The 16,772-nt window shown below is 60.7% G+C and carries 19 protein-coding genes; 3 read left to right on the forward strand and 16 right to left on the reverse strand.

Going from position 1 to position 16,772, the window contains the following annotated elements; translation table 11 throughout:
• Window positions 1-156 precede the first annotated feature (156 nt).
• Together PZN02_RS02830 and PZN02_RS02835 are read right to left on the reverse strand one after the other, a co-directional pair.
• Window positions 157-1,098, reverse strand: a complete 942-nt coding sequence (locus PZN02_RS02830; protein ID WP_280660119.1) for a flagellin N-terminal helical domain-containing protein — start codon at window positions 1,096-1,098, stop codon at window positions 157-159.
• 297 nt (window positions 1,099-1,395) lie between these two features.
• Window positions 1,396-2,337: a flagellin N-terminal helical domain-containing protein gene (locus PZN02_RS02835; protein WP_280660120.1), complete on the reverse strand. Its 942-nt coding sequence runs from the start codon at window positions 2,335-2,337 to the stop codon at window positions 1,396-1,398.
• 416 nt (window positions 2,338-2,753) lie between these two features.
• On the opposite strand from PZN02_RS02835, the gene PZN02_RS02840 reads away from it, so the two are divergent.
• A complete protein-coding gene (locus PZN02_RS02840) occupies window positions 2,754-4,664 on the forward strand; it encodes an O-linked N-acetylglucosamine transferase, SPINDLY family protein (protein WP_280660121.1) in 1,911 nt (636 codons plus the stop codon).
• A 170-nt stretch (window positions 4,665-4,834) separates the two neighbouring features.
• On the opposite strand, the gene fliP is transcribed toward PZN02_RS02840, so the two are convergent.
• The 14 genes from fliP to PZN02_RS02910 all read right to left on the reverse strand — a co-directional run bounded on the left by fliP (window position 4,835) and on the right by PZN02_RS02910 (window position 14,719).
• Window positions 4,835-5,572 (reverse strand): flagellar type III secretion system pore protein FliP, encoded by a 738-nt coding sequence (gene fliP, locus PZN02_RS02845; RefSeq protein ID WP_280660122.1) that lies wholly within the window; start codon window positions 5,570-5,572, stop codon window positions 4,835-4,837.
• Window positions 5,573-5,621: 49 nt separating this feature from the next.
• Window positions 5,622-6,113, reverse strand: coding sequence for a flagellar basal body-associated FliL family protein (locus PZN02_RS02850; protein WP_280660123.1), 492 nt, complete (start codon window positions 6,111-6,113; stop codon window positions 5,622-5,624).
• Between the two features lie 90 nt (window positions 6,114-6,203).
• Window positions 6,204-6,914 carry a flagellar basal body L-ring protein FlgH gene (flgH, locus tag PZN02_RS02855; RefSeq protein WP_280660124.1) on the reverse strand — a complete coding sequence of 237 codons (711 nt, stop codon included), beginning with the start codon at window positions 6,912-6,914 and terminating at the stop codon, window positions 6,204-6,206.
• Window positions 6,911-7,450, reverse strand: coding sequence for a MotE family protein (locus tag PZN02_RS02860; protein ID WP_280660125.1), 540 nt, complete (start codon window positions 7,448-7,450; stop codon window positions 6,911-6,913). Before PZN02_RS02860 ends, flgH begins: the two co-directional genes overlap by 4 nt.
• Window positions 7,447-8,562 carry a flagellar basal body P-ring protein FlgI gene (locus PZN02_RS02865; RefSeq protein WP_280660126.1) on the reverse strand — a complete coding sequence of 372 codons (1,116 nt, stop codon included), beginning with the start codon at window positions 8,560-8,562 and terminating at the stop codon, window positions 7,447-7,449. Before PZN02_RS02865 ends, PZN02_RS02860 begins: the two co-directional genes overlap by 4 nt.
• On the reverse strand, window positions 8,559-9,065 hold the full coding sequence (gene flgA / locus PZN02_RS02870) for a flagellar basal body P-ring formation chaperone FlgA (RefSeq protein WP_280660127.1): 507 nt from the start codon (window positions 9,063-9,065) through the stop codon (window positions 8,559-8,561). The genes PZN02_RS02865 and flgA overlap by 4 nt, the downstream gene beginning before the upstream one ends.
• Before the next feature lie 18 nt (window positions 9,066-9,083).
• Window positions 9,084-9,872, reverse strand: a complete 789-nt coding sequence (flgG, locus tag PZN02_RS02875; RefSeq protein WP_173510901.1) for a flagellar basal-body rod protein FlgG — start codon at window positions 9,870-9,872, stop codon at window positions 9,084-9,086.
• A gap of 11 nt (window positions 9,873-9,883) precedes the next feature.
• Window positions 9,884-10,219 carry a flagellar hook-basal body complex protein FliE gene (gene fliE, locus PZN02_RS02880; RefSeq protein WP_280660128.1) on the reverse strand — a complete coding sequence of 112 codons (336 nt, stop codon included), beginning with the start codon at window positions 10,217-10,219 and terminating at the stop codon, window positions 9,884-9,886.
• Entirely contained in the window at window positions 10,219-10,638 is a 420-nt protein-coding gene (flgC, locus tag PZN02_RS02885) for a flagellar basal body rod protein FlgC (protein WP_280660129.1), read from the reverse strand. The genes fliE and flgC overlap by 1 nt, the downstream gene beginning before the upstream one ends.
• Before the next feature lie 5 nt (window positions 10,639-10,643).
• Window positions 10,644-11,024 carry a flagellar basal body rod protein FlgB gene (gene flgB / locus PZN02_RS02890; RefSeq protein WP_136506090.1) on the reverse strand — a complete coding sequence of 127 codons (381 nt, stop codon included), beginning with the start codon at window positions 11,022-11,024 and terminating at the stop codon, window positions 10,644-10,646.
• A 218-nt stretch (window positions 11,025-11,242) separates the two neighbouring features.
• On the reverse strand, window positions 11,243-11,740 hold the full coding sequence (locus tag PZN02_RS02895) for a flagellar protein (protein WP_280661366.1): 498 nt from the start codon (window positions 11,738-11,740) through the stop codon (window positions 11,243-11,245).
• A gap of 56 nt (window positions 11,741-11,796) precedes the next feature.
• Window positions 11,797-13,200 carry a flagellar protein export ATPase FliI gene (gene fliI / locus PZN02_RS02900; protein WP_280661367.1) on the reverse strand — a complete coding sequence of 468 codons (1,404 nt, stop codon included), beginning with the start codon at window positions 13,198-13,200 and terminating at the stop codon, window positions 11,797-11,799.
• Window positions 13,201-13,215: 15 nt separating this feature from the next.
• A complete protein-coding gene (gene flgF, locus PZN02_RS02905; protein WP_280660130.1) occupies window positions 13,216-13,938 on the reverse strand; it encodes a flagellar basal-body rod protein FlgF in 723 nt (240 codons plus the stop codon).
• Between the two features lies 1 nt (window position 13,939).
• Window positions 13,940-14,719 carry a DUF1217 domain-containing protein gene (locus tag PZN02_RS02910; protein WP_280660131.1) on the reverse strand — a complete coding sequence of 260 codons (780 nt, stop codon included), beginning with the start codon at window positions 14,717-14,719 and terminating at the stop codon, window positions 13,940-13,942.
• A gap of 185 nt (window positions 14,720-14,904) precedes the next feature.
• Between PZN02_RS02910 and motA the strand changes: the two genes are divergently transcribed.
• A complete protein-coding gene (gene motA, locus PZN02_RS02915) occupies window positions 14,905-15,783 on the forward strand; it encodes a flagellar motor stator protein MotA (protein WP_280660132.1) in 879 nt (292 codons plus the stop codon).
• A 1-nt stretch (window position 15,784) separates the two neighbouring features.
• Window positions 15,785-16,732, forward strand: coding sequence for a FliM/FliN family flagellar motor switch protein (locus PZN02_RS02920; RefSeq protein WP_280660133.1), 948 nt, complete (start codon window positions 15,785-15,787; stop codon window positions 16,730-16,732).
• Window positions 16,733-16,772 lie beyond the last annotated feature (40 nt).

Consider the following 16,772-nt stretch of genomic DNA (forward strand, 5'->3'; position numbering starts at 1 on the left):
GTTAATGGGATTTACGCGCGAGTAATAAAAGTGAACGAAAATAAACAAAGATGGACAAGACCTTAACCAAACGCTTGGCAGGCAAGAAAGCGGAAAGCCGCGCTGCCCATCGAGCAGCGCGGCTTTCTTGTCGGATTAAGCTGTAGCCGGCTCCGATTAACGGAACAGCGACAGGATGTTCTGTGAGTTGGTGTTGGCGATCGACAGCGACTGAATGCCGAGCTGCTGCTGCGTCTGCAGAGCCTTGAGGCGAGTCGATTCCTCGTTCATGTCGGCATCGACGAGCTTGCCGACACCCTTCTCGATCGAGTCCATCAGATCGGCGACGAAGTCCGTCTGCATCGTGACGCGGCTGTTGAGAGCGCCGAGGTCCGAAGCGGCATCGGTCATGGTCAGCAGGGCAGCGTCAACACCGGAGAGGGCTTCAGAGAGGTCGCCGACGGTCATGCTGCTGATGTCCATCTCGAGAAGCGAGTACGTCATCGTGATAGTCGAGCCGGTTGCATCCTCGTATTCCATGAAGTTGGAAAGGACGCCGTCACCGTTGGTGACGTAGTCGCCAGACGCATCGACTTCGATCAGCGAGCTCTTCGTCGTGTCGAATTGAAGCGTCGTCAGGCTGACGTTACCGTTGGCGTCGCGGTTGAACGAACCGACAATCGACTTCGTGCCGGCCGTGTTGTTCGGATCATTGTAGACCCAGTTTTCGCCCGAGAACGAAGCAGACTTCGCGATGCTGACGAGCTGAGCCTGGAGCTCCTTGATTTCCTTCTGGATCTTGCTCTTGTCGACGCCCGGTTCGCTGGCGGCAACGAGCTTCGCCTTGATTTCGTCAACGACGTCGATCGACGATTCCATTGCCGTGTAGGCGACGTCGGTCTTGGCGGCGCCGAGGCCGAGCGCGTCCTGAACGGTCGAGAGCGCCTTGTTGTCCGAACGCATCGTGGTCGCGATCGACCAATAGGCGGCGTTGTCCTGTGCGGCACCCACGCGATAACCGGAAGAAACGCGATCCTGCGTCGTTTCCATCGACGCGTCGATCGAGCGCAGGGTTGCAAGCGCCGTCATTGCGGCGGTGTTCGTCATGATGCTTGTCATTGGCTGAGTGCCCCTTGGTGACTGTTGAAAATTGAAAGGGACATTCCGGGATTACCGGGAAACGGCGGTCAGCTTCATGCCTGCTAACGCGTTAATCTTGTTGGTTAACCCGCTGTTTCGATGGCCACAGCAAACACCAACATAGTTAACGAAGCCTGAAGCCGGCGCGGCTTGCGGAGAATTTTTCGATCAGGACGTCGAACCCACAAAAATTGAAAAGCCGCGTCCCTTGCGAAACGCGGCTTCGATCGATTTGCGGCCAAGCGCGGGAAGTCTCCCGCGCTTGGGAAATTTCGCTTAGCGGAACAGCGAGAGAATGTTCTGCGAATTGCTGTTGGCGATCGACAGCGACTGAATGCCGAGCTGCTGCTGCGTCTGCAGAGCCTTGAGGCGAGTCGATTCCTCGTTCATGTCGGCATCGACGAGCTTGCCGACACCCTTCTCGATCGAGTCCATCAGGTCGGCGACGAAGTCCTTCTGCATGTCGACGCGGCTGTTGAGAGCGCCGAGGTCCGAAGCGGCATCGGTCATGGTCTGCAGGGCAGCGTCAACACCGGAGAGAGCTTCGGAGAGATCACCCGCGGTCATGCTGCTGATGTCCATCTCGAGAAGCGAGTACGTCATCGTGACAGTCGAGCCGGTTGCATCCTCGTATTCCATGAAGTTGGAAAGGACGCCGTCACCGTTGGTGACATAATCGCCAGACGCATCGACTTCGATCAGCGAGCTCTTCGTCGTGTCGAATTGAAGCGTCGTCAGGCTGACGTTGCCGTCGGCGTCGCGGTTGAACGAACCGACAATCGACTTCGTGCCGGCCGTGTTGTTCGGATCATTGTAGACCCAGTTTTCGCCCGAGAACGAAGCAGACTTCGCGATGCTGACGAGCTGATTCTGAAGTTCCTTGATTTCCTTCTGGATCTTGCTCTTGTCGACGCCCGGCTCGCTGGCTGCAACGAGCTTCGCCTTGATTTCGTCGACGACGTCGATCGAGGATTCCATTGCAGTGTAGGCGACGTCTGTCTTTGCGGCGCCGAGGCCGAGCGCATCCTGAACGGTCGAGAGCGCCTTGTTGTCCGAACGCATCGTGGTCGCGATCGACCAGTAAGCCGAGTTATCAGCGGCCGAACCAACGCGGTAGCCAGAGGAAATCCGGTCCTGGGTCGTCTCCATCGAGGAGTTGATCGAACGCAGGGTCGCGATTGCGGCCATTGCCGAAGAGTTCGTCATGATGCTGGTCATATGAGTTGTCCCTTTTTTTTACTCAATACGATTGGGGGACATACCGGACTGCGTACACTACCGGTGATGACGGACCGGCTTCATGCCACTCGGTTCCAACAAACATCCTTTGGAAGAAACCAAACCCGTCATGTGAAGCCGAATATCGACGGCAATACTTGCAAATTCATTAAATGCGGGAGCCGCCGTCGGGAGGTATGTTTCATGATTAATGAACCCTAAATGTCTGACGGCACGTGTTTTTCTGCTCCGTCGTTGGGCTTCCAAGGCATCCTGGAGGACGCCGCGAAGCCGGGGCGCGACTCACGCCTGAGGCAAGGTCCCGGCACGATAATGCTCGACGATGCATGTCGACCTAACGAGGACTTCGCCCGACAAGGGCCGTGGTCCTCCCGCATATCCGACGGAGCCCCCATTTGAACGCGCACGCCATCTTTACGACCGCCTCTCGGCAATACCAGAAAGGCCAATACACGGAGGCACTCGATCAACTCAATCAGTTGATGAACATCAGCAGAGACGCCAAAACCTACGCGCTCTTGGCAAAGGTGCTCTTGAAGCTCGGTTTCAAGACCGACGCGGCGCGCGCCTATCACCTTGCAGGACAGGAGGAAGGCTCGCGTTCAGAGCATTATCTAACCGAGGCGATGAAGCTGCATTTCGCCTCCGGCAACGAAGACGAGGCGTTGAGCATCGGACTTCCGCTGTTGGAGAAGGCAAAAAGCGATCCCGATATCGCCTTCATCATCGCGTCGATTTTCTTAAAGCGCGACCAGAAAGAAATCCTCGGCCTGTTCAAGGCACCGCTGTCGACCAGCTCCAACGCACAGCACCAGATACTCGCTTTCAAGCTTTTGACCGCCGAAGTCGACGATCAACAGGACCGGGATGCGGTCGCAAATCTCTTCCGGAAGAACCCGAAGAACGCAGTTTTGCGCTCTGCCCACCTCGTCTTCGCCCGGGAGGCGAATGATTACGCGGAAATCGAGAGATATCATCCGGAGGTTCAGAAAGCGCTGGATGCCGGCCTTTATCAAATCCTGATCGCGGAATCCCCCTACTATCACGTCACCTGGTGCGGCGATGAAAAGCTCAACAAATTAGCAGGCGCGCGGAGTCAGTCGTTTGCCTCCACGACTACAGAGGCGCGGCGAAACATGCCGCATCAATGGGCGGAGAAAATCCGTATCGGCTATCTGTCGTCGGATTTCTGGGATCAACACGCCACAATGAAACTCCTTCAATCGGTGCTGGAACTGCACGATCCGGAGAAATTCGAAGTTACACTGTTCTGCCATACAAGGGATAGCAACCTGGCGCGCGACAGAGGCAATCGCGGTAGATGGGGTCGCATCGTCCGCATCAATGAGACGTCCGACGAACAGGCCGCCGCAGTCATTCGTGCGGCGAACGTCGATGTCCTCGTGGATCTTAAGGGGCACACGATGGACAACCGCGTGAAGATCTTGAACCACCAGGCCGCTCCCGTTCAGGCATCATGGCTCGGTTTTCCGGGAACCACCGCGAACGTCGACGTCGACTATGTCATCGGCGATCCGTATGTCCTGCCGGATGGAAGCCAGGAACACTATTATGAAAAGTTCTGCCGCCTGCCGGAAACCTACCAGCCGAACGATCCCTACCATCGCCCGCGGCCATACGGTATTGCGCGCAAAGACCTCGGTCTCCCGGATGACGCCTTTATCTACGCGTCCTTCAACGCAAACCGGAAGATCTCGCTACAGACCATCGGTCTTTGGATCGAGATCCTTCGCCGCACACCTGAAAGCGTCATGTGGATCATGTGCAAGCCGGACGCCAAGGCCAACATCTTGCGCAAGTTCCAGAGCGGCGGAATTGCTTCGAAGCGGATCATCTTCTGTGACAAGGCAGCGTATTCCGAGCACATAAACCGGCTGCCAGCCGCGGACCTCGGCCTCGACACCTACCCGTACAATGGTCACACGACCACATCAGAGCAGCTTTGGGCGGGACTGCCGGTGCTGACCTTCAAGGGCACCAACTTCGCGTCCCGCGTGAGCGAAAGCCTGCTGCGCGCAATCGGCGTGCCCGATCTCGTAGCGGAGGATTGGGAGCGTTACGTCGCCGAGGCTGTCGCGCTCTATGAGAACCGCGAAAAGCTTGCCGAGTGCCGGAAGGCCTTGGAAGCAAACCGCTTTACCATGCCGCTGTTCGACGCAGAACGGTTTTGCCGGCATCTGGAGCGCGCCTATGAAATGATGATCGATCGGGCGAAACAGAAACTGCCGCCCGATCACATCGACGTTCCTGCGCTTCCGCGGCGCGCGGGCTCCTTCCATCAATAGGGTAGAAGCGCGTTTCAAAGAGAGGCAGCACGCGCTGTCTCTCTTTTCCCTTTGCGGGCCAGAGCAAACTGCAGAACGCGGCTACGGGATACTCCGGCGGAGTAGCACAACGGCGCATACGTGTCTCTGTAGCGCGTTGGGCTGTCGGTGCCGGCGTCCAAAGAGACCGATCAGGTAAAGGACCGCACCAGACTGCCGACGAGAAGGTTCCAGCCGTCGATCAGCACGAAGAAGAGGATCTTGAACGGCAGCGAGATCGCCGTAGGCGGCAGCATCATCATGCCCATCGCCATGGTGATGGTCGCGACGATCAGGTCGATCACCAGGAACGGCAGCATGATCAGGAAGCCGATTTCGAAGCCGCGGCGGATCTCCGAGATCATGAATGCCGGCACGACGGCGCGCAGATCGACCTTTTCGTCGACGACGACCGTCTGTCCCTTCTCCTTGGCGATATCGATGAAGAGCTGCAGGTCCCTGTCGCGCGTGTTGGCAAGCATGAACTCGCGAAAAGGCTCCGCCACACGCTGCATCGCCTCGGTTTCCGAGATCTCGTTGTCGAGCAGCGGATCGATGCCGTCGCGCCAGGCCCGGTCGAAGGTTGGCGCCATGACGTAGAAGGTCATGAACAGCGCCAGCGACACCATGATCATGTTGGACGGGGTCGTTGCCAGTCCCATGCCCGACCGCAGGATTGCGAAGGCAATGACGAAGCGCGGGAAGCTCGTCACCATGATCAGAATGCCCGGTGCCACCGACAGAACGGTGATGAGGCCGAAGGTGCGGATGATCCACGATGCGACGGAACCGTCGACCGGCGTGTTCAGAATGTCGGCGGGAAAGCTTTGCGCCCCGGCAATTCCCGACATCGCCATCATGGCGATTATGAAGGCAGCAATCCGGAGCATTGAGGGGCCTGAACAGAATGAATGAATTACTAGTCCTGACCCTGCCGAATCACTGGATGACGAAGGTTCGGAACATCACATTCGTTACGCGTCCGTCGGAGCGCAGGTCAACCCGCTCCTGAATGTCATCCCGGAGATATTGAAAGCCGCGCGGCCCCTGGATCTGCTGCAGCGACACGGTCTTTAGGTAGGCTGCAATGTCCTGGTGTATCTGCTCGGCCAAGGCAACGTCCGGGATGCCCTTGAACTGCAGCGCGACTTCCAGGCGGACCCAGTTTTCGGAAGGGTAAGCGAGGTTCGTCGTGATCGGATCCAACTGCACGACGCCGTTGGCTTCGGTGGCGATCTTCGGAAGGCCCTCGGCGCCGGTGGCGTTCGGAGCGACTTCCGCCACGGCTTCGGTCTTCTCCGCTGCGGGCGGCGGCGCCAGCAGCTGGCCGACGAGCCACCCGCCGCCGCCGGCGATTACGGTCAGCACGGCCAGGGCGGCAATCGTCATCACTTTGGATTTGGAGGACTGCGCGCTATCGATCTCTTCCATCGTGCCCTTCCGTGACGGTTGGCCACGGCGCCACACCTTGTCGAGGGGACAGGCGACGTCGTGGCACGTTGATTTGCAATCTGCCCCCGATCAGATCGGCGAGAGCAGGTCTACGACTTGCTGTCCCCAAGGCGGCTGCTGCACTTCGGTCAAGCGGCCACGGCCGCCATAGGAGATGCGGGCCTCGGCGATGCGGTCGTAGGCGATGATGTTGTCGGCGTCGACGTCGCGCGGCCGGACGATGCCTGCGACATTGAGGATGCGCAGTTCATGGTTGACGCGAACTTCCTGCGAACCGCTGATCAAGAGGTTGCCGTTCTCCGTCACTCCGGTCACGACGGCGGCAACAAGCAGGCGCAGCTTCTCGGACCGCTCGGTCTTGCCATCGCCCTCTGTCTTGGTGTTGGAGCCGTATTCGAGATCGCCCGACCATTCGAAATCGCTTGTCTGCGATGCCCCGCTGGCACCGAGGTTGAAGCCGCTCGAATTCTTGCGGCTACGGTCCGTCTTGTTGTCGAAGGACGCCTTGTCGTCGATTCTGATATCGACCGTCAGGATGTCGCCGACATTGATCGCGCGCGCGTCCTTGAAGAGAGCGGCCTGCTGGTCATTCCAGAGCGAATATCCGTTCGTGACGTGGTGCGGCTGCTTTGGATATGCAGCGAGCTGCGGCGCCTGCGTGTATTGCAGACCGCTGCCGATCGGGCTCATGGACGGAGCCTGGCCGATCTCTCTCAACGCCTGGTTCTGACATCCCGCAAGGAGGCCCGCGGCCAGGACGGCCGTAAAATGCTTTCTCATGATGGCTCCTTCGAGGTGTTGGGGTCGCTCGCGCTCGAAATAATGTTGGTCAGCACCGCCGCCTTGTCGTCGCTCATCTCGCTGAGGATCAGCGACGACTGGCGCGGTGGCAGCTTCATGACGATCGCCGCGGCGATCTCCGGGCGCACCATCTCGAGTTTGCCGGCCGCGGCATCGGGTTTCATCGTCTTGTAGATATCGACGAGCCCGAGTTCCGCCTGCTTCAAGAAATCGTTGCGGCGCTTCAGCCAGTCCTCGTATTCGGCGCGCCGCCTCTCGAGCGTCGCGATGCGCTCGTCGACGCTGGCCTGAAGTTCCTCCAGTTCCTTGCGTTGCAGGAGGTAGCGCTGGTCACGCGCGGCATCGGCGATGTTTGTGCAGAACTGCTGGATCTCGTTGGCGCTGCCGCTTTCCGCCGGCGGCGCCGTGACATCCTGCGCGAAAGCCCCCGGCAGGGCCAGCATCAGTGCGCCAGCGGCCGAGATCAGGAGCATGCGCGGCGATTTGCCGAGAAATTCGTTCAAGTGTTCGGTCATTGCAGAACAAGCTCCGCCTGAAGGGCTCCCGCCGTTTTGATGCTCTGGAGGATGGCGATGATCCCATCCGGCTTGACGCCGATGCTGTTGAGACCGGCGACGAGGGAACGGAGACTCGAGCCGTTCAGGATCGCGACCGTGCCGCCATCCGATTGTGCTTCGATAATGGTGTTCGGCTCGAGCGCGGTCTCGCCGCGCGAGAATGGCGCCGGCTGCACGACGGTCGGCGCCTCGGTCACCTGCACGGTGAGCGTGCCGTAGCTAACCGCGACCTCGGCCACGCGCACGTCCTGGCCAATGACGATCGTGCCGGTCCTTTCGTTGACAACGACGCGCGCCGGCACATCGGTTTCGATCACCAGGTTTTCAACATCGGCCATCAAGCGCGCGAGATCGGCCATCTTTGGCTTTTCGACCAGCACCGACTGCGAATCCTTCGCTTCGGCGATGCGACCGCCGAACTGTGCGGCGGCATATTTGTTGATCGCCGCGGCCATGCCGACAGCCGTGGAGAAATCCGGGTTGCGCAGTTGCAGCACCAGATTGACGCCGTCCTTGAATCGCGCCGGCAGTTCCCGCTCGATAATGGCGCCGTTCGGCACCCGCCCGGCCGTCGTCACGCCCTGATTGAGGGTGGCGGCATCGCCTTGCGCATTGAATCCGGTCACGACGACCGAGCCTTGCGCGACCGCGTAGATCTGGCCGTCTGCGCCGGAAAGCGAGGTCATGACCAGCGTGCCGCCGCGCAGCGACGTCGCATCGCCGAGGGAACCGACGGTCACATCGACGCGGCTGCCAGGGCTCGCGAAGGGCGGCAGCGTGGCCGTGACCAGCACTGCCGCGACGTTGCGCGTGCGCGACTCGCCGCCTTGGGTGGAGATCCCGAGGTTCTGCAACATGGCGCGGATCGACTGGTCGGTGAAGGGCGAGGAGCGCAGGCTATCGCCGGTTCCCTGCAGACCGACGACGAGACCATAACCGATCAGCTGGTTGTCCCGTCCGGCCTGCAGCGATGCCACATCCTTGATGCGGGAGGCACCATGGGCAAGCGTCAGTGTCGCGGCGAAGGTCGCGACGAGCGTCAGGAACCACTTACAGACATGCCGCTTCATTTCGCCACCACATGAATAGTGCCGTCAGCCATGACCGTGCCGGACACAATGACGCCAGTATCGACGTTGCGCGCGCGGATCAGTTCGCCGACCGCGGCGTCCTGCAACGGCGAACCGGCCGCCGTGATCGTCAGGCCACCTTTGTTGAAGACGAGCCGAACCGTCGAACCGCGCTCGACCGCGTATTGCTCACGCAATGCCGAAGCGAGGATCACCCGTCCGGGAAGCAGCGTCCGTTTCGTAACCTTGCCCTCGATCTCCTCGATGGAACGGACATAGCCCTCCGTGAGATTGGGATTGGTCACGTCGACGACCTCGACGAGGCTCTGGTCGAGCGTCTCGCCGGGATAGATCGTCTGCTTGGGGATGACAGCGGTCGGCCGTTCCGCGAAAACAATAGCTGGCGACAGAAGGGCCGCTAGAGCCGCGGCGAATGCCACGGTTCGCACCCGAAGCCGGGAACCGTTTGTCGATTTGTTTGCGGCGGATCGGCGAAACATCATGTTTGCCCCTGTTTCACGTTACCTGAGGTTCTTGCTGACCGTCGCCGCCATCTCGTCTGCGGCCTGAATGATCTTGGAATTCATCTCATAGGCGCGTTGGGCCGAGATCAGGTCGGTGATTTCCTTGACCGGATCCACGTTCGAGGCCTCGAGATAGTTCTGCTTGATCTGGGCAAAGCCGGGATCCGCCGGCGTCCCGATGATCGGCTCGCCAGAAGCCGGCGTCTGCTTGAATAGGTTTTCGCCCTGCGGCTCGAGCCCGGCCTCGTTGACGAAGTTCGCGATCGTCAGCTGGCCGATTTCCTGCAGTTCCGTGTTGTTGCCGATGCGCACCAGCACCTGCCCGGAAGAGGTGAAGGTGATTTCGCTGGCATCCTGCGGCACCGTGATGCCGGGAACGACGGTGTAGCCGTCAATGGTGACGAGCTGGCCGGTGGCATTGGTGTTGAAGGCGCCTGAACGTGTATAGGCCGTCTCTCCATCCGGCGTCTCGATCTGGAACCAGCCGCGGCCGACGAGCGCCAGATCGTAGTCGTTTCCGGTGTTGACGAGGCTGCCCTGGATATGAAGGTTGCGCACGGCCGAAGTCTGCACGCCGAGACCGATAATCGCGCCTTCCGGGACGATTGCCTGGTTGGCGCGGTTGGGCACGCCCTGGGCGCGCTCGGTCTGATAAAGCAGATCTGAAAACTCGGCGCGCGCCCGCTTGTAGCCCGTCGTGTTGATGTTCGCGATGTTGTTCGCGATGACTTCCAGGTTCAACTGTTGGGCGTTCATGCCCGTGGCGGCGATGGAAAGGGCCTTCATGTCTCGTTCCTTCAGATCTGCATGCGCGCGATTTCGAGATAGGCGCTCACCACCTTGTCGCGAATGGCGAGTGCGGTCTGAAGCGACTGTTCCGCATTCATCACCGCATCGATGACTTCACGGGTATTGGCTTCGCCGCGGACGGCCTGGAGCGATGCCCCTTCGGCGGACTTCATCGAGCGAATGGTGTCGGTCGCCATGTTGCCGAGGACCTCGGCGAAGCTCTGCGACTGCGGAACCGCAGCGCCGGCGCCCGGCGTGATAAGCGCGCTGGAAGCGGTCAGGCTCGTGCCTTCCGTCTCCTTCATGGCCGAAAACGCGCCGACGGACTGGATTGCATCGATCATTATTGCGAAGCCCTCAACAGGTCGATTGTCTGGGAGATAAGGTCGCGAGACTGCTTGATGGTCTGCAGGTTGGCCTCATAGGCGCGATTGGCCTCGCGCATGTCGGCCATTTCGATCAGGACGTTGACGTTCGGCATCTTGACCATGCCCTTTTCGTCGGCTGCCGGATTGCCGGGATCGAACTCGATGTTGAAATTCGAGTCGTCCGTGCCGAGACGCTGGATCTCGACGAGCGATGCGCCGCTCGCCCGGTCGACCTCCGCCGCGAAACTGATGGTCTTGCGGCGATACGGATCGGCGCCGGGGGTGTCGCCGCTCGAGCGGGCGTTGGCGATGTTTTCTGAAACGATGCGCAGGCGGGTCGATTCCGCCTGCAGGCCGGAGGCCGAAACCTTGAGCGCCGAGGTCAAAGGATCCATGATTCTTACTTCCGTACCGTCATGAGCATCATCCGGTGAAAGGCTTTCACGAGCCCGGCATTGAGCTCGTAGTCGCGCTTGATTTCACCGGTCTTCATCATTTCCTGTTCGATCGCGACCGTGTTTCCGGATTGCTGCACCTGCACGTCGTCGATCATGCTGACTTCGGTGACCTGGGCGGCGTCTGGGCTTTCGGTGAAATGCGCGCGATGCGTCGCCGCCATCTGAATGCCGGTGTTCTGCAGCACGCTTTCAAAGGGCTCGACGTCTTTCGCCCGGTAGTGCGGCGTATTGGCGTTGGCGATGTTGCCGGCCACGACGTTCTGACGAACCGTCAGCCATTGGGCCTGGCGCGACGCAAGTTCGAAAAGCTGAATCGGTTCCATCAAAAGCTCCTGCCTGATGGTGACGAACCTAGGCAGGTAATCTTGCGTGGGACTTGTCGGGAGCGCGATTTCTGGCCGCATCGCGATCCGGTTCTAAAACGGCTTCAATTGAAGGAACGCGCAGTATCGTCTCATTTTTGAGCACGGAACGGAAAGGAGCTGCCCGCAGCTAATGCGGCGGCGCCCTGCTGCTCCCGCCGCGTGCGTTGATGGCTGGTCTACTGCTCTTCGTAGATCTCGCCCTTGGAAGTTATCATCACCCAGCGGCCACCGCGCTCCTGAAACGTCGCAAGGCGACTGTTGTCAGGCAGGATCGACCCTACGCGAACAATGTACATGCCGCTCGCATCCTCGATCAGGGCGCGGCCGTTGACGACATGTCGCAACGTGAAGCCAGACGGTCCCGGGAACGGCTGATCCATCCCTGCTTCCGCCTCCGCCTGCCCACGATCCGCTGCATCGCCAAGCCCAGGCACGGTAGCCGTCGTCAGGCGATCCACGGCGGCCGCCGTGTCGCTATCCATGTCCTTCATCGCCTGGGGCGAAACGGAAAGCACATCGCGGCCAGGGCGCTCCGGCAAGTCGCGCGTCGTTCCCTGCCACAGCCGCGGCATCGAGAACTCGCCCTGATGGACGAAGGCGTACCAGGGAAAGAAGGTCGCGAACGCCGCCATCGTCAGTCCGATGGCAGCCAGGAACTTGTCGATCAGCGGCATCTTTGCCTCCCGACGGCGCTGCTGAACGATCTCGTCTGCGTCGTAGTCGGTCACCCCTACCCCCTCGGTCGCATGCCGGCGGCACCCGGCTGATTTCCCATCGCGGCCGCCTTCAACGCATTGGCAAGATCGGTGAAGGCGTCGAACACGGCCCGCTCGCCGGGCGTCTGCTTGAGTACCTCATAGATGACCGGCACCTGCTTGATCGCCATGTCGAGATCGGCATCGCCGCCCGGTCGGTAGCCGCCGATCAGGCGAAGGTCGCGCGTTTCCTCGAAGCGATGGATCAGCGCCTTGAGGCGCGCCACCAGCTTTTCCTGATCCGGAGTCCACGCCTTCCGCGCCAGGCGCGAGATCGAGGCGAGCGGATTGATCGGTGGATAGCGTCCCTCCTCCGCCAGGCTGCGCTCCAAGACGATATGCCCATCCAGAATGCCGCGCGTCGAGTCGGCAACCGGGTCGTTGTGGTTGTCGCCATCCACCAGGATCGAGATGATCGCCGTGATCGTCCCGCTTCCTTCGACGCCGGGCCCGGCGCGTTCTAGCAGGCGGGGCAGTTCGGTGAAGACGGAAGCCGGATATCCGCGCGCGATCGGAGGCTCACCCGCCGCCGTCGCCACCTCGCGGATCGCATGGGCGAAGCGTGTCACGCTGTCGACGATGAGGAGCACATTGTCGCCCTTGTCGCGACAATGCTCGGCAATTGTGACGGCGGTCAGCGGCGCCATCTTCCTCAGCATTGGGCTTTCGTCGCTGGTGGCGACGACGGCGACCGATTTGGAAAGATTGTCGCCGAGCGTGTCTTCGATAAATTCACGCACTTCGCGGCCGCGTTCGCCGACCAGCGCGATCACAACCTTATCGAAGGCATCGGCGCGCGCCAGCATCGAAAGCAGCGTCGACTTGCCGACGCCGGAGCCGGCAAAGATGCCGAGGCGCTGCCCGAGGCAAAGCGGCGAGAAAATGTCGATGGCACGCACGCCGGTTCTGAAACCATGCTCGACGCGCTTGCGCGTCATGGACGGCGGCGCAGTGTTGGAGATCGAGCGGCGAACGTCGCCCTGTAGTAGCGGCCCGAGGCCGTCGATCGGCTCCGCCAGCGCGTTGATCGTACGCCCGCACCAATTGTCCGTGGGAGCTATCCGGAAAGCGCCCTTGCGAATGACCGTATCGTGAATGCCGATCGGATCGCCGGGTTCGATCGGGCAGACGACCACGCGTTCAGGTTCGACACGGACGACTTCGCCGAGATGCGTGCCGGTCGCGCTCTTGTGCGCGACGAAATCGCCGAGCCGAGCATGGCGCGAAAGACCGCTAACGGTGTAATGCCCGGGCGCGATCGTCTGCACGTGCCCACCCGGCGCGATCGAGAACTCCGGCTTCGCGTAGCGCTCGACCAACCCGGCAAGCGCCGCCAGCGATGTCGATGCGGCAAGGGTCTCGGGGCCGTCACGTTCCATGGTTTCGGTCATTTATCAGCTGCCGCCCAGCGTCTTGATTGCTTCTTCCAGCGATCCCTCGCTGTCGCGCATTAGGGCCGTGATATTGTCGAAGGCACGGGTGACCATGATGAGCTGCGACATTTCCTGAATGGCGTTGACGTTCGACTCTTCGAGGAATCCCTGCATCACGCCGATATCGAAACGGTCGACGACCGGCTCCGGCTGAATTGCCGGCATGACTGCACTGTTGTCGTAGCGCATGAAGCCGTTGCTGAAGTCCGCCTCGTAAAGGCCAAGCAGAGCGACCTGATTGCCGTTCTGGTGGATGGCGCCGTTGGCGCCGACGGTGATTTCGCCTGCTCCGCCATTCAGCTGGATCGGCGCCCCCCCGGCGTCGAGCACCGGATAGCCCTTGATGGTGACGAGTTCGCCCGTTTCCGTCAGCGTGAACCGGCCGTCGCGGGTCAAGGCCGGCCCGCCGGGCGTGTCGATCGAAAACCAGGCGTCGCCCTTGATCGCAAAGTCGAGCGAGGCGCCGGTGCGTGCAAGCGACCCGGTATTGGTATTGAGGTATTCCTCACCTTCCGACACATAGGAAACCTTGGTCGGTTTGGTGTCGCCGAGCATCTGGTTGAACTTCACTTCAGCCCCGCGAAAGCCGACGGTGCCGGAGTTTGCGATGTTGTCGGCGAGCGTGTTCAGGCGCTTTTCGAGCGCCATCTGCGATGAGATCGCCACATAGAGACCGGTCTGCACGTCAGCGTCCCCCGAGTTTCAGGCTATTGATGGACAGGAGCAGATCGGAGGAGATGCCGTAGCCGCTCGATGAACCGAAAACCGCAAGCGGATCGTAGCTGTCCGTGGAATTGTTGAGTTCCCAAAGGGCGGTGAAGCGGTCGAGAAACGCCGCCAGCTTTTCGGGATCCTGGAAGTCCTTGAGATCGATCGCCGCCTCATAGGCTTCGGCCTGGCGATCGACATCGGTCGCCGCGAATTCCTCCGGCAGTTGCAGGGCGGTTCGCACAACCTGTGCCAGCGCCTCGTCGGCGATGATGGCGTAGCCGCTGGTGATCGTCGGCGCCATGCGCGAGAAATAGAGCGCCAGCCGCACGCCGGCATTTTCCTCGCCGGCGTTCTGTTCCAGCGTCTGGCGCGCATATTTGTCGGCAACACCCTTTTGCGCGCGATCGAATGAGGTCGCCGCCTCGCCATTGCGAGCGAAGTTCAGGGATTCGACCAGCGCCTTATAGCGGGCATCCGTCAGCTTGTTGGCAAAGGCATCGTCGTTGTCGATGCCCTCGGAAAGCACCTTGCGCATGAAGGCCTTCGCATAGGCCATGTCTTCGAGACCGTGCGCCTTCATCGCGTAGTTGTAGAGCCGGCTGTCGGCGAAGAAATCGTCGATGGTTTTGATGCTGCCGATCTTCGCCAGATAGTATTCCGTCTCGCGCGCAACGTCCGGCTGTTCGGAAACGCGCTCCAGCGATTTCGTCAGATCGGCGGTGATCAGCTTGTAGCTCGTATAGGTCGTGGTCACGATCGCTTCGCCCTGTCCGGAATAAAGGCCGGGCGCGACGTGGCCCGACCTCGCAAATCCTGACCTGACTGGCTTGCGCGAACCTGTTCCGCGCGCGGCTCTCAACGGGGCCTTACGAACAGCCTCACGCAAGGATGAAATCCTATTCCATCAACGGAAAATCACGATCGCGACAGGTATCGACAATGAACATCATCATCGGGCTTCTTGTGACCTTCGGCTGTATCCTCGGCGGATATCTCGCGATGGGCGGCCACCTGGAAGTCCTGAACCAGCCTTTCGAGCTGCTGATCATCGGCGGTGCCGGCATCGGCGGTTTCATCATGGCCAACTCGATGAAGGTCGTGAAAGACACCGGCAGGGCGCTCGGCGAAGCCTTCCGGCACAAGGTCCCGAAGGAGCGGCACTACCTCGATACGCTCGGTGTGCTCTACAGCCTGATGCGCGATCTCAGAACCAAATCCCGCAATGAGATCGAGAGCCACATCGACAACCCGGAAGAATCGTCGATCTTCCAGTCCGCCCCCACAGTCCTGCAGAACAAGGAACTGACCGCCTTCATCTGCGACTATGTGCGACTGATCATCATCGGCAACGCCCGCTCGCACGAGATCGAGGCGCTGATGGACGAGGAAATCCAGACAATCACGCACGACAAGATGAAGTGCTATCACTCGCTGACAACCATGGGGGACGCGCTGCCGGCGATCGGTATCGTCGCGGCGGTTCTCGGCGTCATCAAGGCGATGGGCGCCATCAACGAGGCGCCCGAAGTGCTTGGAGCCAAGATCGCCGCCGCACTCGTCGGAACCCTGCTCGGCGTTTTCCTCTCCTACTCGATCGTCGGCCCGCTCGTCGCAAACATCAAGGCGGTGCGCGAGAAGCAGAACCGCCTCTACGTCATCGTCAAGCAGACGCTGCTTGCCTACATGAACGGCTCGGTCCCGCAGGTCGCGCTCGAATATGGCCGCAAGACCATCTCCGCCTATGAACGGCCTTCCATCGACGCGGTCGAGCAGGAGATGATGAACCCGGGCGGCGGCAGCGAAAGCAAGGCGGCATAATATGAATCCGAGCACGGCATCGAACGTCCACGCATTCGACAAGGGGCTGCTTGCGCGCATGACCGGCGCGCTCGGCGACGACAAGGTGATCGGCCGGACCGCGCTCGAACTCGGCCAGGCCTTCGGCGAATTGCTTCCGGGCATGTATAAGGCCGAGACCGGTCACGACATTGCGATCGGCTATGCCGGTTTCAAGACCGGTCTCAGGAACGAGCTCATTGCGGGCCTTGGAGGCGGTGTTCTGCTAACCGACGCTTCGCTGCGCAACTGGTGCCAGGATTTCCAGATCGGTTGTGACAGTCCGGTTCTCATCACCCTCGTCGAAGCCCTGCTCGGTGCCGAGCCCACGAGCATCGGGGAACCGCAGCCCCGCTCGATGTCACAGATCGAGATCGACGTCGCGGTGCCGATCTTCGAAAAGATCGCCGATGTACTGCGCCTGGCGGTGAACGCGCCCGGCGGCGTCGAGCCCGTCGTCAGCCGTCCATACAACAGCGAAACGCGCCCCAAACCCGACCCCGCGATGGAAGACATTTACGCGGCCTCGATCGATATGACGATCGGCCTCGGGCCGGTGCTCTCGACCTTTTCGGTCATCGTTCCCCAAAGCGTTCTCCTCAAGACGCAAATCGTCCCGGTCAAGGGTGCCGGCCAGGGCAATAAAACAAAGACGGAATGGACCGAACAGCTCGAGGAGCAGGTTCGCCGCTCCGCAGTGACGCTCGAGGCGCGCGTCCGTTTGGAAAGTCTCACGCTCGACACGATCAGCCGCCTGCAGCCAGGGGACGTGATCCCGTTTCATGACGGTCAGGACGTTCGCGTGGAAGTAAACGCCAATGGGCGCGAGCTCTATGTCTGCGAGTTCGGGCGGTCTGGCGCGAAATATACGGTCCGGGTCAAGGATACGCACGGCTCCGAACAGGACATCCTTCGCCACATCATGAGTTAACAGCCCGCCCTCTCCCGGCAGAATGCCTGAGGCAAGCTTC

Source organism: Sinorhizobium garamanticum (assembly GCF_029892065.1).
GTDB lineage: Bacteria > Pseudomonadota > Alphaproteobacteria > Rhizobiales > Rhizobiaceae > Sinorhizobium > Sinorhizobium garamanticum.